Origin of the sequence: Acinetobacter tibetensis, from assembly GCF_023824315.1 — a bacterium.
GTDB lineage: Bacteria > Pseudomonadota > Gammaproteobacteria > Pseudomonadales > Moraxellaceae > Acinetobacter > Acinetobacter tibetensis.
In genome coordinates this window covers 3030245-3054902 of sequence record NZ_CP098732.1, presented here as the reverse complement: position 1 = coordinate 3054902, position 24658 = coordinate 3030245, and the positions used below count along the sequence as shown (strand labels likewise).

Here is a 24658-nt window from a genome sequence, read left to right as displayed (position 1 = left end):
TTTGCTAAAGGATAAAATAAGAGACAGGCATGACACTGTTAGCTGTGTATCAAGCACTTGAGCAGAATGAATGGATTGAAATACCGACAGGCTGGTTACAGGGACGAACAATTTACGGTGGCGTGGTTGCGGGCCTGATGATGCAAAAGGCATTGGTGAGCATTGCGGATAGTTCTAAACGGTTATTGAGTACCAGTGTCACTTTTGTTGGACCTGTACAACAAGGCGCAGCACGGCTGACCGCCGAGATTTTACGTCAGGGTAAGTCCGTGACCACCATTGAAGTCCGCTTATGGCAAGACGATGCCGTACAAAGTATTTTAATTGCCAGTTTTGGTGCTGCCCGATCTTCTGAAATTCATGTGCGCCAAGAACGCATGGCGCCAAATTATATGGCACCCCAGCATTTACAAGATATGCAGTTGAATGCCCAGTTTCCACAGTGTTATCAGCAGTTTGATGTGCGCTGGGCTGAAGGTGGAATACCATGTACTGGCAGTGAACAAAGTGACTTTGGGGGTTGGTGCCGGTTTCATCCCGAAAAGCATAGTGATCGGCCTTTTGAGGTTGCCGACCTAATGACGCTTTTTGATATCTGGCCACCGGGGGTTTTTCCGCTATTTAAGACGTTTGCACCTGCCAGTTCTTTGACATGGCATGTGACTTATGTCAATCCATTACAGCAAAATTTACATGATTGGTTTAAATATAAAGTATTTACTGACTACGCTGCGGAAGGCTATGCCACGGAATATGCGCATTTGTGGGATGCAAAAAATCGTTTAATTGCGATTTCAAGGCAGACAGTTACCGTGTTTGCCTAGTGACACTGTACCTCAATTCGTATAAAGTGGCGCTAAATACGATGAGTTAAATGTGTTCGTTTGAACCATAAAGTCATCGCTCATAAAGGGGAAAAGTTGGCGGTGTCTATGACAGCAGGTCGAATCCTGAATATTCCAAATATCTTGACCTTGGCGCGTATCGCCTTGATTCCTGTATTTTTATTAATTGCCTATTGGCCACCCGCCATTGGGGTTGCAGGACATGATGGGGGCTTAACACGGCATCTTATTTTGACTGCGATTTTTGTCCTTGCTGCGGTGACAGATTGGTTTGATGGTTATTTGGCAAGAACTTTAAATCAGACGTCTGCCTTTGGTCGTTTCCTTGATCCTGTGGCAGATAAGCTCATGGTTGCAGCGGCATTAATTGTCTTGGTGCAATGGCAGCCGTCAATTTCAATGGCTTTTGCGGCAATTGTGATTATTTCGCGTGAGATTACGGTCTCTGCATTAAGAGAGTGGATGGCAGAGCTTGGGGCGCGGACCAATGTGGCCGTTTCTACCGTCGGTAAATACAAAACAGCTTTTCAAATGATTGCAATTTCAGTGTTTTTACTCAACTGGCAACCTTTAGAAACGCTGGCTTATTTACTGCTGTACACCGCAGTCGTGCTGACCTTATGGTCAATGTTCATTTATTTAAAAGCGGCATGGCCGTATTTAAAGCAGCCTTAATTGATCGCATAAAAAAAACTCCAAATATGGAGTTTTTTTATGTCTGAAAATTAAAACAGCAATCTAAAATACTCCACACATTAAAAAGCCCAAGACACTGCTTGAGCTTTTTAACTCTGAGGAGAATCACGCATGCAATATGTCATGGAAACATAAAGCCGCTGAAGAACTATAATCATATTATGAGAATATATTGGCTTTATCAACCAGAAAAGCTAAATCAATTTGTTCAATTCTTGTATACGTGACACAACTTACATTTCAGTTGGTGTCGTCGATAAAGCAAGAAATTGTTGTTCAATCAAGGCAGCATTGCTATGTAAGACTTCAATGAGTTTGTCTAAGTTGACAAATTCAAAACGTTTTCTGGAGCCGAGTACGGTTAACGCCAAAGGGGGTTCTTTACTGGAAAATTTGATTGGAACAGACAGCCCTGATACGTTTGGATCGACTTCACCATTTGAGAAATAATAGCCTTGTTTCTTGATTTTTTTCATTTTATTCAGAAATTCTTGGTCATTCTGAGCAAATCCAACTTCCGCCAATTGGGTCGAAAAACGTTGGTAATAATCTAAAATACCTTGTTTGGGTAAGTGTGAAATAATGGTTTTTGGAGATGACCCTACATAGACTGGGCGAGGGCAGCCTCGACCGTAGGACAATAAAGTTACCCCTTTGGTGACTTCATGATGTAAGTCGATACAAGAATCATGATTTAAATGCGTCAATAGACAGCAAAATTCTGTTCGTTCAGCAATTTCTTTCATGAATGGAATACTGATTTGAATCAATGGATTAGATTTATGCGAAATATAATCTAAAATGGCAATTTTTGAGCCAAGCGTATAGTCGCCAGATGTCCCACTTAGGCGCTGTAACAGTTCAGCAGAAACCAATTCTTTTAAATAGCGATAGCTGGTTGGTTTAGAAAGGCCAAGTTCTTCACTAATGATATCGACATTAATGATTGGGCGAGACACTGAAAACAGGTCTAAAACGGTGAGAATTTTACCAAAACTAGAAAGTGTCATAAGAAGAAGCCACAACGTCAAAAAGAAAAAGACATTTAAAGTGATGTTATAACAAATTGTTGTTGGTCATGCAGAGCTTTTGTCATAAAACGATGGCAGATTTTAAATTAAACGATCATCGATAATTTGATTAAATTTAATGCCAATAAGCTTATAAATAATAAATCAAATTATCACAATAAGATATTTTATTTGACTTTTACCGTAATTATTATGAAAATAATAGGATTGAACTTCTCACTGTAAATTTTTCTGTTCAAAATTTACGCTTGAATTGCGGCTATGACGTTTTCCTCACGTTAAAAGCTGCCCTCTCATTTTTGAATATCTTCTGTTACCGCAATTCAGCGGATGGGACAGAGCTTGCATATTGATATTGTCGACCTTGGTGTGACTTTGAAAAAGATGATCCATTCAACTTCGTCTACAGGATGGGGTGATGTTGTTAATTAAGCCAATTTTGGCCTTTCGTCCTAGTCGCGTGGATATGGTTTTTGCTGTGAAAACCTTTGTAGCGATGTTATTGGCGCTTTTTATTGCATTTTCACTCGACCTAACTTATCCCATGTGGGCAGCAGGCACGGTGATTATTGTGGCACATCCCTATGCAGGGATGGTGTCCTCTAAGGCGGTCTACCGCATTTTGGGGACGTTGATCGGTGGGATTGTTGCGATTGTGCTGACACCACAATTTATTGAGCTTCCTATCTTTTTTACACTGGTTCTAGCAGGGTGGGTGGGGCTATGCCTATATCTCTCTTTATTGGACCGTACGCCGCGTAGCTATGTCTTTATGTTGGCAGGTTATACCACGGTCATGGTGGTATGTAGCTCAATCAATAGCATTAGTACCCATAGCGTTTTTGATATGGCTTTGGGGCGAATTTTGGAAATCTCAGTCGCTGTGTTATGTAGTGCGGTGGTATCGAGCACCTTGTTTCCAGTACATTTAGGGACTCTGGTGCAAAAGCGAGTGCAAAAGACATTGGATGATACCCGCCAAGTTTTTCGCAGCATTTTAACCGATCCAGAACACAGCCATCGTTATACCCAACTGTTGGCGGCAATTACCCGTGATACCTCAGATATTCATGGCTTGGCAGTACATTTAAGTTATGAACGTGGCGCCCTACAAGGCATGACCAAGTCACTGCAAGAATTATTGCACCAAGTCAGCATGACTGTGGCTAATCTGGTGGCTATGTCTGAACGGGTTGCACAGCTAGATCAAATAGATACCCGTTATCGGCAAGTTTTACCAGTGCTGTATGAGCATGTATTACAGTTTTTACGCGCACAGCAACATGTGCAAGTTGATCAACTAAAACAATTACCTAACAATTTTGAGCAAGATTTTACTGCGTTATCGGAATTGGCGACGGCTGAACAACAGATCATTTTGCATGCTTTGAAAATGGACATTCGCCATTTTGTAGAAAATGTAGTGACCATTAAATGTTTATGGGATTTGATTCAGCAAGGCAATAAACGTATTCCAGAACAGATTGTCACTTTAACTACCTCGTACCCGAGTTTGCATCGAGATCATGGTGTGGCGGTACGGAGTGCTGTCGCCGCAGTGATTGCCACGATTATTTCATTTTTGCTCTGGATTTATAGTGGTTGGCATGCAGGCTATATGATGGCGCAGTTGACCGCAGTCACGGTGTGTATTTTGTCAGGCTTAGACAACCCTGTACCTGCGTTGCGCTTGTTTATTCGTGGTTCAGTTTATGCGGCAATCATTACTATGTTCTATGCCTTTGTGATTATGCCTGAAGTGCATGAGTTCTGGCAGTTGGCATTTGTACTGGCACCTCTGTCGTTGTACTTGCTGAGCATGTTGCCGAATCCACCTTTAATGGGTTTGGCATTACCGATGTTGATTAACTTCATCATGAGTTTAAATTTGCAAAATCGTTATAGCACTGATGCAGTCTTACTGATTGATACCGCTTTGGCAGGGGTTGTGGGTCCAATTATCTCGATTTTTGCTATTTATTTTATTCGAGCCATGTCCCCAGAAACCAGTGCTAGTCGAATTTTGGCGTTGCATTACCGTGCCATGCGTGAGGCCTTGTTTATTCCTTATGGGGTTCAGTTTCGGATTCATTTACGCAGTATGCTTGACCGTATAGGGGTGTTGAATACCAAGCTGGTTCAATCCGAGCAGCTCAAACAGGCCATGAATTTAGCATTAATTGAAACCAGTGCAGCCATCAATCTGAGTCGACTGGCTGAATTTGTTCAGAATCCAGACATTAGTGTGAACTTACAACAGGCTTTTATTGCCTTACAACACAGTTTAGAACAAGCCTTTTGGGTGCAAGAAAAGCAACAGATTTTACCTAAAGGCTTAAAGCAGCAGGTTTTTGCTGAGTTGCAGCATGTAGAGCAGTGCTTAGCAGCCGAACCGAATGCGGATTTTTGTATGCGGGTAAAAATGAATATCAACAATATTCGCAGCAGTATTTTCCATGAGCCACCCTCAGAGGAAATGATACATGTGATAAAGACAGGAGCTTGAGATGGGCGAGTTCAATGCGTATGGAGTTTATATTCCTGTTTTCTTGATTCAAGCAATTGTTGCATTTTTAGTCTTTAAATTGGTTTCAATCTTGACCAACCCATGGCTGGATCAAGGTTGGGTCGCATTGCCAGGGGTCTTCAATATCTGCCTCTACATTATTTTATTAATGGGCGTGCATGAAGGGTTTTTGGTGTTTTGGGGTATTTAGGCCATACAAATGATTGAATTAGATAAGAGGAAACAGAAATGAATACCTTAGATACACGTAAAGTAATCCGCCCCATCGTCACAGCCGTGATGTTACTGGCAGCGATCTACGTGGTGGTGCATTTATGGAATTATTATAATTCAGCACCTTGGACACGTGATGGTCGTGTTAGAGGGGACGTTATGCAAGTATCTTCGGATGTTTCTGGCTTAGTCACTCAGGTTTTGGTTCAAGATAACCAAAGCGTTAAAAAAGGACAGGTGCTGTTTAAAATTGATGTCGCACGTCAGGCACTGGATGTAGAGCAGGCAAAATCAGATTTAGCAAAAGCCCATGCAGGTTTGGCAGAAGCAGAAGCTGCACTGGCCCAAGCGAGAGCCAACGTGATTAAGTCTCAAGCCAATGCCAATTTGGCAGATAAAAATGCCAGTCGTTATGGCAATTTGATGGAGGGGGCAATTTCGAAACAAGAACAGGATCAAATGTTCGCAGCGCGCGATCAATCGCATGCCGAGCATGAGCAAATGTTGGCAGCCATTGAACAGGCCAAAGCCAATATTGTGCAACAAAAAGCGTTAATTGAAGTGGCAAACAGTAATTTGCATTTGGCGCAACTCAATTTGACCCGCTCCGAGGTACTTGCTCCCGCCGATGGGAGCTTATCTAACTTTAGTTTACAGGTGGGTAATTATGTCAAAACAGGGGATGCTGTTGCCGCCTTGGTCAATCGTCAGCAATTGTATGTGGTCGGTTATTTTGAAGAAACCAAATTGAACCATATTCAAATTGGTGATCCTGCTACGGTTCAGTTGATGGGGGATGATCAGAAAATTAAAGGTCATGTGCAGGGGGTTGCTTCAGGGATTGAAGATCGTGAACGTTCGAGTAGCTCTACCTTGTTGGCAAATGTAAATCCAACTTTTACTTGGGTGCGTTTGGCCCAGCGGGTACCTGTGAAAATTGTGTTAGATGAAATGCCGAAAAACCAGTTGGCTTTTGTTGCAGGTCGAACCGCAACCATTCATATCCAGACCAAGCAGTAATAAATATGGAAAAGGAGATATTCGTCCTTTTCCAGATCAAGCTTTAAGGTTGTACACCTTCGGGGTGACGATACCAACTTTCGATCAGTAATGCGGCAGCAAGACTATCGGCAGAAAGTTTTTTCCCACGACCTTGTGCTTGATAATGATCGAGTTCATCGCGTGCTTCGCGGGTGGTTAGGCGCTCATCGACCATCAAGGTTTCAATATTGGTTTGATGGCGCAAACGACGAGCAAATTTACGTGCGCGGGTTGAAAGCTCCGATTCACTATCATCCATATTCAACGGTAATCCGACTAAAAATAAGTTCGGTTGATGTTGTTTGACCAGTTTTAGTAAATTGTCCCAATGGGGAATACCATCTTTCATGGGAAATAAAGCCAGTGGATTAGCACTGGAAATAATAGACTGCCCGACAGCCATGCCCATTTTTTGTGTGCCAAAGTCAAAGGCCATAATTAATTGCGGTTGAGATAAATCAGGCATGACCAATCTCTGAAGATAACCAATTACGGTCGACGCCCATTTTTTTGTATGCTGCGTCCCAACGGTCGCCATAAGGCAAGTTAAAAATTAAATCCATATCGGCATCGCAAATCAGCCAATCGCCGCGGGTAATTTCATCTTCCAGTTGATGTTTGGCCCAACTGGCATAGCCTAGAGCAATTTGATAGCGTCCCACACCTTCGTTATGCGCAATCGCATCTAAAATATCTTTAGAGGTGGTAATGCAGACGTTTTCTCCAACGGCAATCGATGAATGCCAAGTCGGTTGTCCTGTATGCAATACAAAGCCTGCTTCTGGGCGTAAAGGGCCACCTTGTAACACATCATGCGGATGTACATTATCTGCATCAATTTCTAGATCATTAAGTAATTCTTTTACGGAAATGCCAGAAGGTCGATTGATAATAATGCCTTGCGCACCTTCATCATCATGTCGAGCCAAATAAATGACGGTATGAGCAAAAAACTCATCTTTCATTTCTGGCGGGGCAATCAGGCAACGATGCGTGAGATATTGTTTGGTCACCTAAGCATTTCTCCTTTAAAAGTCATCTATGCGATGACTACAGTCCGTATACTTTCAACTTACAAGACTTTGCGTTATTCACCAATCTTTTTTTACAGCTTTGATCTTAAATTTAGACGGGCTGGAATTTTAATTGTCGGAGTTGTTTTGCGTGTTGTAGCGTAGTTTCACTAATTTCAACACCACCTGTCATCCGTGCCAATTCCAAAATCCGCTGCGGTTCTTCGAGTGAAATAATGGTGCTGCTGGCAGGATCGGTTTGCTGTTTTTTCACCAGTAAATGCTGATCTGACTGAGCTGCCACTTGCGCCTGATGAGTAATACAGAGAATTTGCACATGTTGTGCTAAATCAGCCAGTAGACGCCCTACAATTTCCGCAGTTCCGCCACTGATCCCCACATCAATTTCGTCAAAGACCAAGACCTCGGCTTCAGTTTTTTCGGCATTCATGACTTGCATCACGAGGGCAATACGAGACAACTCACCACCCGAAGCCACACGCGCCAGAGGTTGTGCTGGAATGCCTTTATTGGCAGTAAATAAAAGCTGGATAAAGCTTAGTCCATCGGCAGAAGCTTGTTCTAGCGGTTCAAACTTAAATTCAAAATGGGCTTCAGGCAGCGCCAGTTGCTTCACTTGTTCGGTCAATTGTTTGGCCAATGGTGTTGCTGCCGCACGTCGGATTTCATCTAGATGTTGCGCTTTCGCTAAAAAGTCCTGATGTGCCAGTTCGACTTGTTCGGCTAAAGTTTCAGGGTCTTCTAGGGCATGTAACTGTGCTAGCTCTGCTTGCCAGCCTTGGTATTCCTGATTTAAAGCTTCTGGTTGGGTGCGGTATTTACGGGCAAAACGATGGAACACCTCAAGTTGAGCATTTAATTCTTCCATGCGCTCAGGGTCATAGCTCTGACGGTCAATAAACTGACGTAAATTTGCCGTTGCATCTTCCAATTCGCTTTGCGCATTCAGAATGGAGTTATGTATTTCTGCCAATTGTTCGCTGCGTCCCGCATGAGACTCTAAGCGACGAATGAGCACAGACAATTCCTGATTGATATTCTGCTCAGCTTCATCCAGGGTATTTAAGGCATAACTACAATCTTGCATGATGTGTTCATGATGACTGAGTCGGTCGAACTCCTGTTCAATCTCTTTATATGCCAATTGAATCACTTCTTCTAATTCTTCGAGTTGTAATTCAAGGGTTGCAATACGTTGTTTACGGCTGGCTTGGGCATCGAGTGCAGCTTGATGCTGACGAATGGTTTGCTGCCAATTTGAATAGGCTTCTTTGACTTGTTGTGCAGGTTGCGCAAAATTACTGTAACGATCAAGCCAGTGCTTCGGATAAGGTGGCTCTAAAAGTTGCTGTTGACTGTGCTGACTATAGAGTTGAACCAGAAGTCGCCCTAACTCTTTGAGTTCAGACAAACTGCTGGGACGACCATTAATCCAAGCTTTACTGCGACCTGTAGCGAAGATGACGCGTCTTAAATGGATTTCGCCTGAATCATCATCTAACTCATGTTGCTGTAACCAAGAGGCTTCGGGGCTATGCTGTTCATAACTAAACACGGCGGTAATATCGGCCTTATCTGCACCATAGCGCACATAATTGGTGTCTGTGCGGTCGCCTAAGCTGGCTGAAAGCGCATCCAGTAATAATGATTTTCCTGCACCAGTTTCACCCGTAAGAACATTAAAACCTTGATCAATATCAATGGCTAAGTGATCAGCTAAGGCAAAGTTGATGAGAGTTAAATGTGTCAGCATAAACGCGTCCAAGCTGCGAAAAGTTTGGTTTCTGTAAGATAGTCAAATTTTTTAATTCTCACAAGTTTTAGTCTGTGCTGAAACTGTGTTGGATTCTATATTAGCGTAAATTTTTCAATTGCATAGTAAAGATTTAAGACTAAAGCAATTTGAGTCTCAAGCATCAATCATATACAATTTTTCAGTTAAAATGGGGCTGTAAAAGTGTGACTCTAGGTTTTCTAGTAAAAATGCTGTTTACAGATAAACACCGATTGATTAGTTGCTATTGCCTATTTAAACTACATCAATCATTAAGATATTTATCCGCATCATCTGGAGAATACGCATGTCAGCTCAGTTTGATCATGTATCAGTTATCAAAAAATCGAACGTTTACTTTGGTGGATTATGCATTAGCCATACCGTTCAATTTGAAGATGGAACCAAAAAAACCCTAGGCGTTATTCTTCCAACTGAACAAGCCTTAACGTTTGAAACACATGTGCCTGAGCGTATGGAAATTATTTCTGGTGAGTGCCGTGTAAAAATTGCGGATAGTGAAGAAAGTGAATTGTTCCGTGCAGGGCAATCATTTTATGTACCTGGCAATAGCCGTTTTAAAATTGAAACAGATGAAGTTTTAGACTATGTATGCCATTTAGAAGGCTAAGTCTAGGACGGATAAGCAAAGCTATTTTAACGAAAATCAGTTAAACTATGGCTTAAGTTAAAATCCTGTAAAGGCAACTTTGCAGGATTTTCTGTTTGTAGTTTCTCCCTATCTTTTTGCTTACTCGAGGTTGTTCATGGCAAAACCTGAATATTATTATGGCGTTCATTCAGTAGAGTCGCTCTTAGAATTGGAGCCTGAACGTGTTCTAACTTTGTTCACCTTGAAAGGGCGTGATGACCAACGTTTAAAACGTGTACTTGAGTTGGCTGAACCTTTTGGTATTAGTGTGCAACAAACAGGTCGGGATCGATTAGAAAAAATGGCTGGCTTGCCATTTCACCAAGGGGTCGTGGCCGCTGTTCGCCCTAATCCAATTTTAAATGAAAAAGATCTGGAAGCCTTACTGAAGCAATCACCAAATTGTTTATTGCTGGGGTTAGACCAAGTCACCGATCCACATAACCTAGGTGCATGTATTCGTACTGCGGCTGCCATGGGTGTGGAAGCAGTAATTGTGCCACGTGATCGTTCTGCAAGTTTGACCCCGACAGCACGTAAAGTTGCGGCGGGTGGTGCTGAAAAAGTTAAATTTATTCAAGTGACCAATTTGGCACGGACTTTAGCGCAAATTAAAGATGAGTTTAATGTGCGTGTGGTGGGGACCATGCTCGATGAGAAAGCACTTCCATTACAGCAGTTCGATTTTACTGGAACCGCGGTATGTGTGGTGATGGGTGCTGAAGATACAGGCCTGCGTCCAATTACCCAGTCTCAATGTGATCAAACCGTTTATATTCCGATGGCGGGCAACTTACAAAGTTTGAATGTGAGTGTGGCAACAGGCATGGCACTCTATGAAGCATGTCGCCAACGTCAAAGCGTTTAATTTACTTTTTATTGCTTAGCATATTGTTGTAAAGATGATTTCACACCGCTCCAAAGGCTATTTGTTTGTTGCCATTACCATGTGCATTTGGGGCGGATTTACTTTGGCTTCTCGTTTAAGTGCACAATGGCATATCAGTGCGTGGGATATCACTGCACTGCGTTTTGCACTGGCGTTTTGCATTTTAATGCCGATTTTAATTTATAAAAAAGACACTGCTTTTTTATGGCATAAACAACCGATCATTTTGGCACTTATCGGGGGTGTGGCGTACTGTTTAACGTCATATAGTGCATTTCATTATGTTCCTGCGGCACATGCAGCCATTTTCTTGAATGGTTGTTTACCACTATGTACTGCAATCGCGGCGTATTTACTGTTTAAACAACCTTTTGATCGCCATACATGGTTGAGTTTAGCTATTATGCTGACCGCAATTGGCTCAATGTCTTATTTGATGTATCAGGAAACAGGGGTTGCTTTTGGTTTTGGTGACTTACTGTTTCTCTTGAGTGCAATCTGGTGGGGGATTTTTACGGTTCTATTGCGGCAATGGAAACTTTCCGCTTGGCATTCCATGGCGAGTGTCGCGATTTGGTCTGCAATTATCTATTTGCCTATCTATTTGTTATTTTTACCGAAACATCTCGATCAACCAGAACCGATGCATTTGTTGTTGCAAACACTTTTCCATGGCATTTTTGTAGTGATTGTTGCAACGCTGACTTACGTCGAAGCAATCAAGCGACTCGGTGCATTTAAGGCGGGCAGTATTGTGACTTTGGCGCCATTTATTGCTGCGATTCTGGCTGTGCCTTTATTGCATGAACCGTTAAGTTTGGCAATTATGTGCGGTTTGCTGGGGATGGGAATTGGGGCTTTGCAGCCGTGGCGTTGGTTACGTAAAGACACCTTGCAAGCGCAACTCGATCAGCAAAAGAGGTCATCTTAAACTGACTGCTTTTGCTGTGCCATGCTTAAATATTTCTGATGTAAAGGTTCAAGATGTGCATAAAGATGGCTGAGATGACCATCATTGAGCACAATATCATGCGCTAGCTGTTGTTTTTGCATTCGTGGCATTTGTGCTTGAATAATCTGTCGGATCTGCTGAATACTTTGTCGATCTCTTTGGCTGGCGCGTTCAATCTGTAAGTCTTCCGATGCATCAATTAATAAGACACGATCAGTCAACTCGTGTTGATTGGTCTCTAGTAGTAGTGGTGAGACCAGAATCACATAAGGACTGGTGGCATTCTGCAATTGCTGAAGAATCGATTGTCGAATAGCAGGGTGGGTGATGCTTTCCAGGGTTTTACGCGCATCAGCATGTTGAAAGATATGTTCACGTAAGGCTTTACGATTGAGTGCACCTGTTTTATCGAGTACCCAGTCGCCAAAGGCTGCTTGAATGGCATGTAAGGCAGGCTGATTCGGTTCGACCACTTCACGCGCGACAATATCGGCATCGACCACTTGAATGCCTTGTGTTTCAAACCAATGGCTGGCAGCGGATTTCCCGCTACCAATTCCACCTGTAAGACCAAGAATGAATGGAGCTTGCATGCTCATTGTCCTAGATAAACTTTCATAATCTGTTCACCCCATAAAAAGGCAACCCAACCCGCGATGGCAATATAGGGGCCAAAAGCAAAAGGTTGATTTTCTTTACGGATTTTAAGCAGAATAATTCCGATGATCGCACCGACCAGTGAAGACAGTAATATGATCAATGGTAGCAGCAACGGACCCATCCAAGCCCCTAAAGCAGCCAGTAATTTAAAGTCACCATAGCCCATGCCTTCTTTACCTGTAATAATTTTAAACAGGTAATACACAATCCAAAGGCAAAGAAAACCAATGATATAGCCCCAAATAGCAACACTTGGAGAGGTATAAATGGAATAGCTGTTAATCCCCAGTCCTAAAGCTGCCAATGGCAAGGTATAACGATCAGGTAAAAGTTGGGTATCGAAATCAATAAATGTTAGTGCGATTAATGTATAGGTGAGAATCAAACCAAACAACATTTGTAAGGTGGGACCATAGACCGCGACGACTGTCAAAGCACAGATGGCAGTCAGTAATTCAACCAAAGGATAGCGAATACTGATGGGATTGTTACAGGTTCCACATTTACCACGTAATACTAACCAGCTAATGACAGGAATATTCTGATACCAACGAATAGGTTTCTTACATTTCGGACAGGTTGAAGCTGGCTGGCTGAGACTGAGTTTTTTCTCATCCAAAATGGCTTGTTCAGGATGTAAGAGTAGTTGACAGTCTTGATGCCATTCTTGCTCCATCATTTTGGGAGTGCGATAAATGACAACGTTTAAAAAACTACCAATGCATAAACTAAAAATCCCAACTGCGACATAAAGTGCAGTTGGGTTTTGAATAAAATAATCGAGTAAATCTTGCATTAAACCACAGAACCCATTTGGAAGATTGGAAGATACATGGCAATGACCAGACCACCGACAAGGACCCCAAGAACCGCCATGATTAAGGGTTCCATCATTGATGTTAAGCCATCAACGGCATTATCGACTTCATTTTCATAATGTGTCGCGACTTTATCTAACATGGCATCCAGTGCACCTGATTCCTCACCAATGGCAACCATTTGTACCGCCATAGCAGGAAATTTATCCGTGACCCGCATGGCAAATTGCAACTGTTGCCCAGTCGCAACATCATCTCGGATTTTAAGTACTGCTTGCTCATAGACCACGTTATTGGTGGCACCAGCAGTTGATTCTAAAGCATCAATCAGTGGAACGCCGGCAGCAAAGGTCGTGGCTAAAGTACGGCTGTAACGCGCGATAATGGCTTTATAAACCAGATCACCAAAAATAGGAGCCTTTAATGCCGCTTTATCCAAAAAGTCGCGGAATTTTTTACTCCGTTTTTTTGCTTCAAGAAATACAGCAATCAAGACTCCAATCGCGATAATTAGAATGAACCAGTATTTTTGCATCCACTCTGACATATTCACGACCATTTTGGTAAAGGCTGGAAGATCTGCACCGAAAGAAGAGAATACGCTTTCAAATACAGGAACAACTTTCACCATTAGAATAATGGTTACAATTACAGCCACACAAATTACAGTGAGCGGATATTTCATGGCTTTTTTGATTTTTTGTTTTAGGAGTTCGCTTTTTTCTTTATAAATTGCGACACGATCCAACATAGTTTCAAGCGCGCCTGATTGTTCGCCAGATTCGACCAAAGAGCAAAATAAATTGTCAAAGTACAGGGGGTATTTTTTTAGCGCACCAGCAAAGGTATTACCGCCTTCAACTTCGCCTTTAATGCCCAAAACCACTTCTCGCATTGCTGGGTTTTCTAAGCCCTCGGCCACAATTTCAAAGCTTTGTACCAAAGGTACACCCGCTTTCATCATGGTGGCCAATTGGCGTGTGAAAATGGTGATATCTAGTGTGCTGACTTTCTTTTTTAACAAACCTTCAAGAATATTTTTTCGCTTTTCTCGAATGGTCTTAATGGCAACCCCTTGCTTACGTAATGTGACTTTAGCTAAAGCCATATTCCGTGCAGGGAGTTCCCCTTTAATTTTTGCCCCTTTGCGGTCAACTCCTTCATAACTGAAGGTTGGCATCATCTGTGCTTTTTTGACAGCCATGCGTTTATCCTTATTTTAAATACGTACTTTATTCGCTGGTCACACGATTGACTTCTTGTAGTGAAGTTACCCCTTGCATGACCTTCTTTAAACCTGAAAGACGTAGATTATTAAACCCCAATTTTGCCGATGCTTCTGCAATTTGAATTGCATTACCATCTTCCATAATAATCTTGGATATTTCAGATGTAATTTTCATTACTTCATAGATCCCCACACGCCCTTTATAGCCATCTCGACATTCTGAACAACCGACAGGTTGAAAAATTTTGAAATCTGGCTGTTGTATCTCTTGTTCGCTAAAGCCCATTTCTAACAAACTATTTTTGGGTACTTCAGTAGGGACTTTACACTGTGGACAGAGTCGTCGAGCAAGTCGTTGTGCAATCACTAAGTTTACAGAGGTTGCAATATTAAAGGAAGGGACCCCCATATTTCTTAAACGAGTCAGGGTTTCTGGTGCGCTATTGGTATGTAGGGTAGACATCACCATATGCCCCGTTTGCGCGGCTTTAATCGCAATTTCAGCAGTTTCTAAGTCTCGGATCTCACCGACCATGACAATGTCTGGATCTTGTCGTAAGAAAGACTTTAATGCGGCTGAGAAGGTTAGACCAACTTTATTGTTCACGTTAACCTGATTAATACCTTCCAAGTTAATTTCGACAGGATCTTCAGCGGTTGAAATATTGGTATCTTCTTTGTTGAGAATATTCAGACCAGTATAGAGAGAAACCGTTTTACCTGAACCTGTGGGACCTGTGATGAGCAGCATCCCTTGTGGTTTTTCCAGAGCTTCCATAAATAAAGCTTTTTGTTCAGGTTCATAACCTAAGGCATCAATACCCAGCATTGCACTCGAAGGATCTAAAATACGCAACACAATTTTTTCACCAAAAAGTGTCGGCAGTGAGTTGACACGAAAATCGATGGCTTTCGTTTTTGATATTTTAAGTTTAATCCGTCCATCTTGAGGCACACGTTTTTCAGCAATGTCCATTTGAGACATAACCTTTAAACGTGAAGCAAGACGGTTGGCTAACTGTAATGGAGGCGTAGCAATCTGGCGTAAAACACCATCTACACGGTAGCGTACACGATACACTTTTTCATACGGTTCAAAATGTAAGTCCGATGCACCCATGCGTATCGCATCAATCAATAATTTATTGATATATTTAACAATCGGGGCCTCATCTTCTTGAGGTTGATCATCGTTGTCTTCTTGATCTGTATGCTCTTCATGGACATGCAATTCAAAGTCATCATCAAACTCAAAGGTACTTTCTGCGGCATAATTTTGTTCAATAATTTTTTCTAATTTGTCATGTTCAACAATAATTGCTTCAATGCTGAGCTTACTGTTGAAACGCATGGCATCCATAGCATCTATATGCGTCGGATTGCTGGTGGCTACAAAGAGTTGATGCCCACGTCGAAAAATGGGCAAAACGCGGAATTTGGTAATCAGTTTGTCTTCAACGACATCTCTTAAAATATGAGCAGAGTCATAAGTCGAAAGATCAAATAACGGCTCACCAAACTCTTCAGAAATTTTTTCGGCAATGACAATGGGTTTGAGTTTTAAATTCTCAATTAAATAAGGGACAATATCTTGGTTTGCTTTCTTTGCACTGCTAACAGCAGTCTGCATGTTTTCAGTAGAAACGATTCCATCTTCGACCAAACGGCGAATAAAACCTGTGAATCGTGGAGAACCTTGTAGTGCTGTCATTCGCTCAATGCCTACTTCAATTAAATTGTTTATAATTGGTATTGTAAAATTATACTTTTGTTGTATAAAAATACCATATCTGAAAGTGTTGTATTTCACTAACTATTAATCAAAAGCATGAACCAGTCTAATGAAACTGATATTTTTTGCCATTTTAATGACTGAAAAAAATATAAAAAAGTGAAGTTAATACTAAACTGTCAAGAAAATTATCTTCTCAATACGGAATTCCGTGTAGAATGTCGCCGTTTAAATCAATTGTTTTGTGAATGGGTTAAGTATGTCGGATTCGACGATCACACCTTGGGTTGTAGGGAATTGGAAAATGAATCCAATGCAGGTGAATGCCAAACAACTTATAAATGAATTTAAAGAATTATTGAATAAGAATGAAATTTCTCCAGCGCAATGTCATTTGGCAGTTGCACCGATTTCAATCGCACTACATCTCGTAAAAGACGAATTAAAACAAGCGAGCTGTGCTGTTCATGTGGTTGCGCAAGATGTTTCTCGTATGCCGGGAACTGGGGCGTATACAGGTGAGGTCAGTGCGACTTTATTAAAAGATAGTGCAATTGAACATGTATTGATTGGTCATTCAGAGCGCCGTGAATTTTTTGGTGATCATCCACAAGTCATTCGCGAAAAAGTAAAGCATGCCTTGGCAGAAGGTTTAACGGTCATTTATTGTGTCGGTGAAAGCCTTGAACAGCGAGAGAATGGTCAAGCTGATCAAGTGGTATTACAACAGATCTGTGATATTGCAAGTTGCGTTACAGCAGAGCAGTGGCAGCAGATTGTGATTGCTTATGAGCCAATTTGGGCTATTGGTACTGGGAAGACCGCATCACCAGAAGATGCACAAAACATGCATGCTAAAATTCGTGAAGGTTTAAAACAGCTCACAACACTAGGTAGCACAATGCCAATTTTATATGGTGGTAGTGTTAAGCCAGAAAATGCAGTAGAGTTAGCGGCCTGTCCAGATATTAATGGCGCCTTAGTGGGTGGAGCATCTTTGAATGCTGCATCTTTTTATCAAATCGCTCAGGCCTTTGCGCATACAAAATAACGAGGAGTTCATCATGCATACTTTTGTGCTGGTGGTGCATATTATTCTTGCCGTGTTAATGATCGGTTTGATTCTTGTACAGCATGGTAAGGGCGCAGATGCAGGTGCCTCTTTTGGTGGCGGTGGCGCTGCAACGGTTTTTGGTGCGTCAGGTTCAGGTAACTTCTTAACACGCCTAACTGCGATTTTGACAGCCTTATTCTTTATTACCAGTTTAACGCTGGCAGTATTCGCAAAACAGCAAACCACAGAAGCGTATAGCTTGAAATCTGTACAGACAACAGCACCAGCAACAACCAATTTGGGTGAAACTTCGCCATCTGCACCTAAAACGAGTGAATAATTAGAATTAATCCTTTCTTTTTTGTGGTGATGCTACTAGAATTCGTCACAGCTGCGGTGGTGGTGGAATTGGTAGACACGCTACCTTGAGGTGGTAGTGCTTTCGGGCGTGGGGGTTCAAGTCCCCCCTTCCGCACCAACTTATGAATCCAGAAGATTAAGTTGGTGTATGCGGCAAATCTGTTGATGCGGGATGGAGCAGTCTGGTAGCTCGTCGGGCTCATAACCCGAAGGTCGTTGGTTCAAATCCAGCTCCCGCTACCAATCAACCTTATTTTAGAAGCAAACTAAAATAAGTAATTTAAGTGATTAAATTAAGAAATTTTGCGTTTTGTTGCGGGATGGAGCAGTCTGGTAGCTCGTCGGGCTCATAACCCGAAGGTCGTTGGTTCAAATCCAGCTCCCGCTACCAATTTGATTTAGGTGCAACTAAATCAGAGCAGGTATGAAGTATTTAGATTTAGATTGAAAAATATTTCATATTTGTATATAATTTTTGCACGTTGATGCGGGATGGAGCAGTCTGGTAGCTCGTCGGGCTCATAACCCGAAGGTCGTTGGTTCAAATCCAGCTCCCGCTACCAAGTTTCTAAAAGAGGCTCACAACAAGGTGGGCCTTTTTGCACAGTGGACATTGGTTTTCTGTGTAATAATTGGGGCGATTGCGCCCTTTTTTATTGGCTATCGTGTAGTGTCGACATCAATTGGTCAAATAGTCATGCTTCACTGTAGTGGGTCTGTTTCATCGGTCAACACGGCCATTAAATCGCACAAAATGACGAGAGTAAATGAAGTTATCAAATAAAACCCAAGCACTCCAAGATTTAATCGCTCCTGCAGTGCAAGCTTGTAATGTAGATCTATGGGGGATTGAATTTGTCCCTCAGGGCAAACGTTCGTTATTGCGTATCTATATTGACAAAGCTGTTGATGAAAATGTAGAACCAATGATTAGTGAAGACGGTGAGCTTGAGCTTGGCCGTGGTATTGGCGTACAAGACTGTGTGCGTGTCACTCAACAAGTGGGTGCTATGCTTGATGTTCATGACCCAATTTCTGGTGAGTATGCACTTGAGGTGTCTTCTCCAGGGTGGGATCGTCCATTTTTCCAATTGGAGCAGATGCCGGCATATATTGGTCAACAAGTTGCTTTACGCCTGATCAGTGCTGTTGAAAATCGTCGCAAATTTCAAGCGAAATTGGTTGCGGTAGATATGGAAAATGAAGTGATTCAGGTTGAAGTAGAAAAGCAACAAGTGCTTGAAATTGATAGTAACAATATCGACAAAGCAAATCTGGTTTATCAAGATTAATTCAATTTATAAGAATCTGAACAAATAGGTGGCTTATGGCACGCGAAATCCTTACCGTCGTTGAAACGGTTAGTAACGAAAAAGGTGTAGGTCGCGAAGCAATTTTCGAAGCGCTTGAACAAGCTCTCGTTGCAGCGACGAAAAAGAAATTCTATGAAGGCACGAATTCTGAAGAAGCGCGTCTCCGTGTAGAGATTGATCGTAAAACTGGTGACTATAGTACTTTCCGTCAATGGGAAGTGGTTGCAGATGAAGATCATGAAATGCCTGCATGCCAAGATGCTATTTCTGACGTCGATCCTGCGAAATGGTCGATTGGTGACATTCGTGAGCTTGAAGTGCCTTCAATTGACTTCGGTCGTATTGCAGCGCAAATTGCTAAGCAAGTGATCGTACAGAAGATTCGTGAAGCTGAGCGTGCTTTAGTTGCTGATGCTTACGAATCTAAAGTAGGCGAGCTAATTTACGGCGAAGTGAAAAAGCAAACCAAAGATGGTTTCATTATTGACCTTGGTGATAATGCTGAAGCATATCTTGCGCGTGAAGAAATGATCGCAAAAGAAATTTTACGTCCAAAACAACGCGTAAATGCGATTTTGTTTAACGTGAATCGTGAAGGTCGTGGTGCGCAATTGTTATTGTCACGTGCACGTCCTGAAATGCTCATGGCTTTGATGAAAAAAGAAATTCCTGAAATTTCTGAAGAAATCATTGAGATTAAAGCCGCAGCGCGTCAACCTGGTGTGCGTGCTAAAATTGCAGTGAAAACCAATGATCATCGTATTGACCCTGTAGGTGCTTGTATTGGTATGCGTGGTACGCGTATTCAAGCAGTTCAACAGGAGTTGAATGGTGAGCGTATTGATGTAGTAGTATGGTCTGATGATCCAGCACAATACATTGCAAGCGCATTAGAGCCTGCAGACGTATCTGGTATTGTGATTGATGAAGAAGAGCGTACTGCGGACATTATTTTCGCAACTAGCGATCAACTAGCGCGTGCGATTGGTTCTCAAGGCCAAAACGTACGTTTAGCTTCTGAACTGACTGGTTATAAACTAAACATGATGCTTGAAGAAGAATATCATGCACGTCAGCAAAATGAAGCACAACAATACTTAGACTTATTTGTATCACGTCTAGATATTGAAGAAGATTTGGCAATGGCGTTGGTGGATATGGGCTTTACTTCTCTTGAAGAAATTGCTTATGTTCCAGCTGAAACATTTGATGAAATTGAGTTGGATGCTGAAACTGTTGAATTGTTGCAAAGTCGTGCCAAAGAATTGGCATTGGCAGATGCACTACAACAGCAAGAAAATATCCAAGACCCAAGTGCTGAACTTCTTGCAATGGAAGGAATGACACAAGAAATCGCGTATGCATTGGCTGCACGCGGAGTAGTGACTGTTGATGACTTGGCAGACCAAGCGACTGACGATATCTCAGATATTGAAGGTTTAGGGGCTGAGCAAGCGGGTCAATTAATTATGAAAGCGCGTGAATCATGGTTTAACTAGGAGGTAATAGATGACGGACAAGTCGATTCAAGAGTTAGCACTCAGCGTAGGACGTCCTGTAGACAAGCTCCTAGAGCAGGTTCGCGATGCAGGTTTACCGCAACGTAAAGCTGACGACATTATTTCTACTGAACAACAAGATACCCTCGTTAACCATTTGAAGAAAGTTCATGGTCAGGACGTAGGGCAAGCAGGACAAATCACGTTGAAACGTAAAACTACAGGTACGGCTAAAGTAGCAAGTACCTCAGGTAAGGCAAAAACTATTAATGTAGAAGTTCGCAAGAAGCATACATTTACCAAGCCTGATCCTGAACAAATCAAAGCAGAAGCTTTGGCGAAAGCACAAGCAGAACAACAGACACGTAAGACTGTTGAACCTAAAGCAACGGCTGAAAGTCCAGTGGCAAATAAAGCGGCTGCAAACTTAGAAGCAATGCGTGCTGCAGCTAAGCAAGAAACCACCAAGCAAGAAACAGCAAAAGCAGCTGTTGTGGTGAAGCGTAAATCGACAAACAAGCCAGTAGTTAAAGCACAAATTAAAGTGATTGAAACTCCTGAGCAGAAGAAAGCGCGTGAAGCACAAGCAGCTCAATTAAAAGCAACTGAAGAAGCAGCACGTCGTAAAGCAGCTGAAGAAGCGCAGCAACGTACACTTGAACAAATGCGTCAAATGGCATCTAAGTATTCAAACGAAGATGCAACGGCGACCATTCGTGTAGTGGATGATTCTCCTCTTGCTGCGGGTCTTGTTGGTCAAGCATATGAAGATTCATTTGCGAAAGAAGACCGTGACATCAAACGTGGTGCCAATACACCAGGTGCACGTGCACCGAAGAAAGGTGGTCGTCGTGGCGAAGAGCAATCTTTCCGTGATAACTCACATAAACGTGGTTTGAAAACCAGTACTGCAAATAAACATGGCTTTGAAAAACCTGTTAAAAAGCAAGTTTATGATGTTGAAATTGGTTCAACCATTGTTGTTGCAGATCTTGCAGCAAAAATGGCGATTAAAGTACGTGAAGTAATTAAATCGCTCATGAAAATGGGTGAGTTGGTTACACAAAACCAAGCAATTGATCAAGAAATTGCGGCATTAATCGTAGAAGAAATGGGTCATAACCCTGTTCTTGTATCTGATACGCAAGCGGAAGATAACTTACTTGAAGCTGCTGAAGGCGCGCGTGGTGTTCAATCTACTCGTGCACCAGTGGTGACAATCATGGGTCACGTTGACCATGGTAAAACATCGCTTCTTGACCGTATTCGTCGTGCAAAAGTTGCTCAAGGTGAAGCGGGCGGTATCACACAGCATATCGGTGCTTACCACGTTACAACTGAAAAAGGTATGATCACTTTCCTTGATACTCCTGGACATGCTGCATTTACGGCAATGCGTTCACGTGGTGCGAAAGCGACTGATATCGTGGTTCTTGTTGTAGCAGCAGATGATGGTGTAATGCCACAAACTGCGGAAGCAATTGATCATGCGCGTGCAGCGGGCACACCAATCATTGTTGCAATCAACAAGATGGATAAAGAATCTGCTGATCCAGATCGCGTATTGAACGAATTGACAGTAAAAGAAATCGTGCCTGAACAATGGGGCGGTGATGTACCTGTTGCAATGGTTTCAGCACATTCTGGTCAAGGTATCGATGAGCTTCTAGATCTTATTTCAATCCAAGCTGAATTGCTTGAGTTGAAAGCATCTGAAGAAGGTGCTGCACAAGGTGTGGTGATTGAAGCACGTGTTGACAATAGCCGTGGTGCGGTAACGTCTATCCTTGTTCAAAACGGTACACTGAAAGTAGGTGACCTTGTTCTTGCGGGTGCATCTTACGGTCGCGTTCGTGCAATGACGGATGAAAATGGTCAACGTATTCAATCTGCAGGTCCTTCGATTCCAGTGGAAATCTTAGGTCTACCAGAAGCGCCAATGGCGGGTGATGAAGTTCTTGTTGTCAGTGATGAGAAGAAAGCACGTGAAGTTGCTGATGCGCGTATGGATCGTGAGCGTCAAAAGCGTCTTGAGCGTCAAAGTGCAATGCGTCTTGAAAATATCATGGCGTCTATGGGCAAGAAAGATGTGCCTATCGTCAATGTGGTATTGAAAACTGATGTACGTGGTACTTTGGAAGCATTACATGTTGCGCTTGCTGAACTTGCAACAGATGAGGTGAAAGTTCGTATCATTGGTTCAGGCGTAGGTGCAATCACTGAGTCTGACGTAACTTTGGCTGAATCTTCTGAAGCCGTATTACTGGGCTTTAACGTCCGTGCAGACAACACTGCGCGTCAAAAAGCGGATGCAGATGGTATCGATATTCGTTACTACTCAATCATCTATCAATTGATTGATGATGTGAAAGCAGCGATGAGCGGTAAGCTTGCTCCAGAACACCGTGAAACGATTCTGGGTGTGGCTGAAGTACGTGAAGTGTTCCACTCAAGTAAGTTTGGTGCAGCAGCAGGCTGTATGGTACTTGAGGGTATGTTACACCGTAATAAACCGATTCGCGTATTACGTGATGACGTGGTTGTGTTCCAAGGCGAGCTTGAATCTCTTCGTCGTTATAAAGACGTGGTTGAAGAGGTTCGTGCAGGTATGGAATGTGGTCTTGCGGTGAAAGGTTATAAAGACATCAAAGTTAAAGATAAAATCGAAGTCTATGATGTTCAACTGATTAAACGGAGTCTTTAATGGCGGGTAGTCAGCGTCTTAAGCGAATGGCAGATACAGTTCAACGTGAGTTGTCTGAGTTAATCCGCCAAGAGCTGAAAGATCCACGCTTGGGTGGTCTTGTGACCATCTCGGCGGTGAAGGTCAGCCCAGATCTAGGCTATGCAGAAGTCTATGTCACCGTAATGGGGCGTGAGCTTGGCGATGAGCAAAGTGCAGTGGCAAATAAAGAAACTTTGGATGTCTTAAATAAAGCATCAGGTTTCTTACGCCATGAACTGGGTCGTCGTATTAAGACACGTATTACGCCACGTTTACGTTTCCATTATGACAAGACCAATGCTTATGGTAACTATATGTTTGGTCTGATTGCAGAAGCAGTGAAGGATTTACCTGCTGCTGAAGCAAAACAAGATGATGAATAAGCTCAAGGTTAATTGAGTGATAAAAAAAGCCACCCGAGGGTGGCTTTTTTATGCTTATGATTTATTCACGACGACGTTGACGTTGCCAAGGTAATGGTCGATTTAATGCTTCGGGGACATCACCACTCATTGAGCGTAAGCGCAGATGAAGGGCCGCTTGCGCCATCAGGTTGGCTGATACAGGTGCGGTAATGAAGGCTAAAAGTGTTAATAAAATTTCTGCGAAACCAATCTTTCCCTGAAAAGCAGAGAAAATCATGGCGGCAATTAGGAAACTACCTAAACCTAAAGTGCTCGATTTGGTAGGCGCATGCAAACGCATAAATAAATCGGGTAGGCGAATCATGCCTATTCCCCCGACCAACATGAAGAATGCACCAATCAGCAAGAAAATAGAAACCAGTATTTCCATGAGTAATTGCATGTGATGTGCTCCTTAATCGATGACATGACCAGAGGTAAAGTAGCGTGCCAAGGCCACAGTAGATACAAATCCAAGCATAGCGACCAGCAGTGCACCTTCAAATAATGAGGTGGTACTCCAATAGATGCCAAGTACGACAATGAGACAGGTTGCATTCAAGAACAAGGTATCTAAAGCCAACAGTCGATCCACAATAGATGGTCCAATAATCAGGCGACCCAAGCACATCATCATCGAAAGTGTGATCGCCACCATACAGATGCCTAAAGCATAGGGCAGAATGGTCATGCGGCATCTCCTGAGTTGACGTGGAAGATTTCCATTAATGGTTTTTCATAACGGTTTTTGATGTCTTGAATATCAATTTCGGTATTATCCGAACTTAATGCATGAACCAAAATATCACCACGATCTTGATCGATGCCAGCTGACACTGTACCTGGTGTGGTGGTAATGATCATGGCCAGTAAGCTATTAACCTCATCATGTTGGGTGTCTAAAGGTACGCGATACCATTTAGGATGTAATTGATCCATTGGACCTAAAACCAACTTAGCAATCCGAATATTGGAGATCACAATATCCCAAAGCACAACAAAAAATAGCTTAACGGCTGCCTTCCAATGAATATTCGGTGTCTGCTGAATAAATGGCTGTACTAAGCGTGGAATAATCAAGGCAAGTAAACTTGCCATGACTAATGTTGCTGCATCTAAACTATGTGCCAGCATCATCCAAGTGATCGCAACCAAAACCGAAACAAACGGATGAGGGAGCCAGCGATGAAGAAAAGATTTTTTTTGCATCA

25 protein-coding genes and 4 tRNA genes are annotated in these 24658 nt (G+C 42.5%); 18 read left to right on the top strand and 11 right to left on the bottom strand.

Annotated elements, in window-relative coordinates:
* Positions 1-29 precede the first annotated feature (29 nt).
* Together M5E07_RS14690 and pgsA are read left to right on the top strand one after the other, a co-directional pair.
* Positions 30-824: a thioesterase family protein gene (locus tag M5E07_RS14690; protein ID WP_252220354.1), complete on the top strand. Its 795-nt coding sequence runs from the start codon at positions 30-32 to the stop codon at positions 822-824.
* Between the two features lie 108 nt (positions 825-932).
* Positions 933-1520: a CDP-diacylglycerol--glycerol-3-phosphate 3-phosphatidyltransferase gene (gene pgsA / locus M5E07_RS14685; protein WP_131264143.1), complete on the top strand. Its 588-nt coding sequence runs from the start codon at positions 933-935 to the stop codon at positions 1518-1520.
* Positions 1521-1774: 254 nt separating this feature from the next.
* On the opposite strand, the gene M5E07_RS14680 is transcribed toward pgsA, so the two are convergent.
* On the bottom strand, positions 1775-2551 hold the full coding sequence (locus M5E07_RS14680; protein ID WP_252220350.1) for an IclR family transcriptional regulator: 777 nt from the start codon (positions 2549-2551) through the stop codon (positions 1775-1777).
* Between the two features lie 439 nt (positions 2552-2990).
* On the opposite strand from M5E07_RS14680, the gene M5E07_RS14675 reads away from it, so the two are divergent.
* From M5E07_RS14675 to M5E07_RS14665, 3 genes are read left to right on the top strand one after another with little or no spacing between them, the layout of a single operon-like run.
* Positions 2991-5078, top strand: a complete 2088-nt coding sequence (locus M5E07_RS14675; RefSeq protein WP_252220346.1) for an FUSC family protein — start codon at positions 2991-2993, stop codon at positions 5076-5078.
* A gap of 1 nt (position 5079) precedes the next feature.
* Positions 5080-5289: a DUF1656 domain-containing protein gene (locus M5E07_RS14670; RefSeq protein ID WP_116758782.1), complete on the top strand. Its 210-nt coding sequence runs from the start codon at positions 5080-5082 to the stop codon at positions 5287-5289.
* A gap of 38 nt (positions 5290-5327) precedes the next feature.
* The gene (locus tag M5E07_RS14665) at positions 5328-6332 is read left to right on the top strand and encodes an HlyD family secretion protein (RefSeq protein WP_252220344.1); all 1005 of its coding nucleotides are present in this window, start codon (positions 5328-5330) and stop codon (positions 6330-6332) included.
* A gap of 43 nt (positions 6333-6375) precedes the next feature.
* Here the strand turns inward: M5E07_RS14665 and ruvX are convergent, their stop codons facing one another.
* From ruvX to recN, 3 genes are all read right to left on the bottom strand, one after another.
* Entirely contained in the window at positions 6376-6819 is a 444-nt protein-coding gene (ruvX, locus tag M5E07_RS14660; protein WP_131264105.1) for a Holliday junction resolvase RuvX, read from the bottom strand.
* A complete protein-coding gene (locus M5E07_RS14655) occupies positions 6812-7366 on the bottom strand; it encodes a YqgE/AlgH family protein (protein ID WP_104441194.1) in 555 nt (184 codons plus the stop codon). Before M5E07_RS14655 ends, ruvX begins: the two co-directional genes overlap by 8 nt.
* A gap of 112 nt (positions 7367-7478) precedes the next feature.
* Entirely contained in the window at positions 7479-9140 is a 1662-nt protein-coding gene (recN, locus tag M5E07_RS14650) for a DNA repair protein RecN (protein ID WP_252220340.1), read from the bottom strand.
* Between the two features lie 328 nt (positions 9141-9468).
* Here recN and ppnP point away from each other — a divergent pair, with 328 nt between their 5' ends.
* The 3 genes from ppnP to M5E07_RS14635 all read left to right on the top strand — a co-directional run bounded on the left by ppnP (position 9469) and on the right by M5E07_RS14635 (position 11633).
* On the top strand, positions 9469-9792 hold the full coding sequence (gene ppnP, locus M5E07_RS14645; protein WP_016168405.1) for a pyrimidine/purine nucleoside phosphorylase: 324 nt from the start codon (positions 9469-9471) through the stop codon (positions 9790-9792).
* 136 nt (positions 9793-9928) lie between these two features.
* Complete coding sequence (rlmB, locus tag M5E07_RS14640) at positions 9929-10681, top strand: 23S rRNA (guanosine(2251)-2'-O)-methyltransferase RlmB (RefSeq protein ID WP_116758778.1); 753 nt, start codon at positions 9929-9931, stop codon at positions 10679-10681.
* 34 nt (positions 10682-10715) lie between these two features.
* Positions 10716-11633 (top strand): DMT family transporter, encoded by a 918-nt coding sequence (locus tag M5E07_RS14635; protein WP_116758777.1) that lies wholly within the window; start codon positions 10716-10718, stop codon positions 11631-11633.
* Here M5E07_RS14635 and coaE read toward each other — a convergent pair.
* From coaE to pilB, 4 genes are read right to left on the bottom strand one after another with little or no spacing between them, the layout of a single operon-like run.
* A complete protein-coding gene (gene coaE / locus M5E07_RS14630) occupies positions 11630-12247 on the bottom strand; it encodes a dephospho-CoA kinase (RefSeq protein WP_252220337.1) in 618 nt (205 codons plus the stop codon). The genes M5E07_RS14635 and coaE overlap by 4 nt on opposite strands.
* A gap of 2 nt (positions 12248-12249) precedes the next feature.
* Positions 12250-13110: a prepilin peptidase gene (locus M5E07_RS14625; RefSeq protein ID WP_252220334.1), complete on the bottom strand. Its 861-nt coding sequence runs from the start codon at positions 13108-13110 to the stop codon at positions 12250-12252.
* Positions 13110-14336 (bottom strand): type II secretion system F family protein, encoded by a 1227-nt coding sequence (locus M5E07_RS14620; protein ID WP_252220331.1) that lies wholly within the window; start codon positions 14334-14336, stop codon positions 13110-13112. The genes M5E07_RS14625 and M5E07_RS14620 overlap by 1 nt, the downstream gene beginning before the upstream one ends.
* Before the next feature lie 28 nt (positions 14337-14364).
* Positions 14365-16071, bottom strand: coding sequence for a type IV-A pilus assembly ATPase PilB (pilB, locus tag M5E07_RS14615; RefSeq protein WP_116758773.1), 1707 nt, complete (start codon positions 16069-16071; stop codon positions 14365-14367).
* Positions 16072-16351: 280 nt separating this feature from the next.
* Here pilB and tpiA point away from each other — a divergent pair, with 280 nt between their 5' ends.
* The 10 genes from tpiA to M5E07_RS14565 all read left to right on the top strand — a co-directional run bounded on the left by tpiA (position 16352) and on the right by M5E07_RS14565 (position 23426).
* On the top strand, positions 16352-17143 hold the full coding sequence (gene tpiA, locus M5E07_RS14610; RefSeq protein WP_252220328.1) for a triose-phosphate isomerase: 792 nt from the start codon (positions 16352-16354) through the stop codon (positions 17141-17143).
* Between the two features lie 13 nt (positions 17144-17156).
* Positions 17157-17486, top strand: coding sequence for a preprotein translocase subunit SecG (gene secG, locus M5E07_RS14605; protein WP_116758771.1), 330 nt, complete (start codon positions 17157-17159; stop codon positions 17484-17486).
* A 53-nt stretch (positions 17487-17539) separates the two neighbouring features.
* Positions 17540-17624, top strand: a tRNA-Leu gene (locus M5E07_RS14600).
* Between the two features lie 48 nt (positions 17625-17672).
* A tRNA-Met gene (locus M5E07_RS14595) sits at positions 17673-17749 on the top strand.
* Positions 17750-17820: 71 nt separating this feature from the next.
* Positions 17821-17897 (top strand) — tRNA-Met (locus M5E07_RS14590).
* Positions 17898-17992: 95 nt separating this feature from the next.
* Positions 17993-18069, top strand: a tRNA-Met gene (locus M5E07_RS14585).
* Positions 18070-18273: 204 nt separating this feature from the next.
* On the top strand, positions 18274-18798 hold the full coding sequence (gene rimP / locus M5E07_RS14580) for a ribosome maturation factor RimP (protein WP_252220325.1): 525 nt from the start codon (positions 18274-18276) through the stop codon (positions 18796-18798).
* Between the two features lie 35 nt (positions 18799-18833).
* The gene (gene nusA, locus M5E07_RS14575; protein ID WP_116758769.1) at positions 18834-20318 is read left to right on the top strand and encodes a transcription termination factor NusA; all 1485 of its coding nucleotides are present in this window, start codon (positions 18834-18836) and stop codon (positions 20316-20318) included.
* 10 nt (positions 20319-20328) lie between these two features.
* Positions 20329-23022 (top strand): translation initiation factor IF-2, encoded by a 2694-nt coding sequence (gene infB, locus M5E07_RS14570; RefSeq protein WP_116758768.1) that lies wholly within the window; start codon positions 20329-20331, stop codon positions 23020-23022.
* Positions 23022-23426 (top strand): ribosome-binding factor A, encoded by a 405-nt coding sequence (locus M5E07_RS14565; RefSeq protein WP_116758767.1) that lies wholly within the window; start codon positions 23022-23024, stop codon positions 23424-23426. Before infB ends, M5E07_RS14565 begins: the two co-directional genes overlap by 1 nt.
* Before the next feature lie 61 nt (positions 23427-23487).
* On the opposite strand, the gene M5E07_RS14560 is transcribed toward M5E07_RS14565, so the two are convergent.
* From M5E07_RS14560 to M5E07_RS14550, 3 genes are read right to left on the bottom strand one after another with little or no spacing between them, the layout of a single operon-like run.
* The gene (locus M5E07_RS14560; RefSeq protein ID WP_116758766.1) at positions 23488-23850 is read right to left on the bottom strand and encodes a Na+/H+ antiporter subunit G; all 363 of its coding nucleotides are present in this window, start codon (positions 23848-23850) and stop codon (positions 23488-23490) included.
* A gap of 12 nt (positions 23851-23862) precedes the next feature.
* Entirely contained in the window at positions 23863-24138 is a 276-nt protein-coding gene (locus M5E07_RS14555) for a monovalent cation/H+ antiporter subunit F (RefSeq protein WP_116758765.1), read from the bottom strand.
* Positions 24135-24656 carry a Na+/H+ antiporter subunit E gene (locus M5E07_RS14550; protein WP_252223857.1) on the bottom strand — a complete coding sequence of 174 codons (522 nt, stop codon included), beginning with the start codon at positions 24654-24656 and terminating at the stop codon, positions 24135-24137. Before M5E07_RS14550 ends, M5E07_RS14555 begins: the two co-directional genes overlap by 4 nt.
* Positions 24657-24658 lie beyond the last annotated feature (2 nt).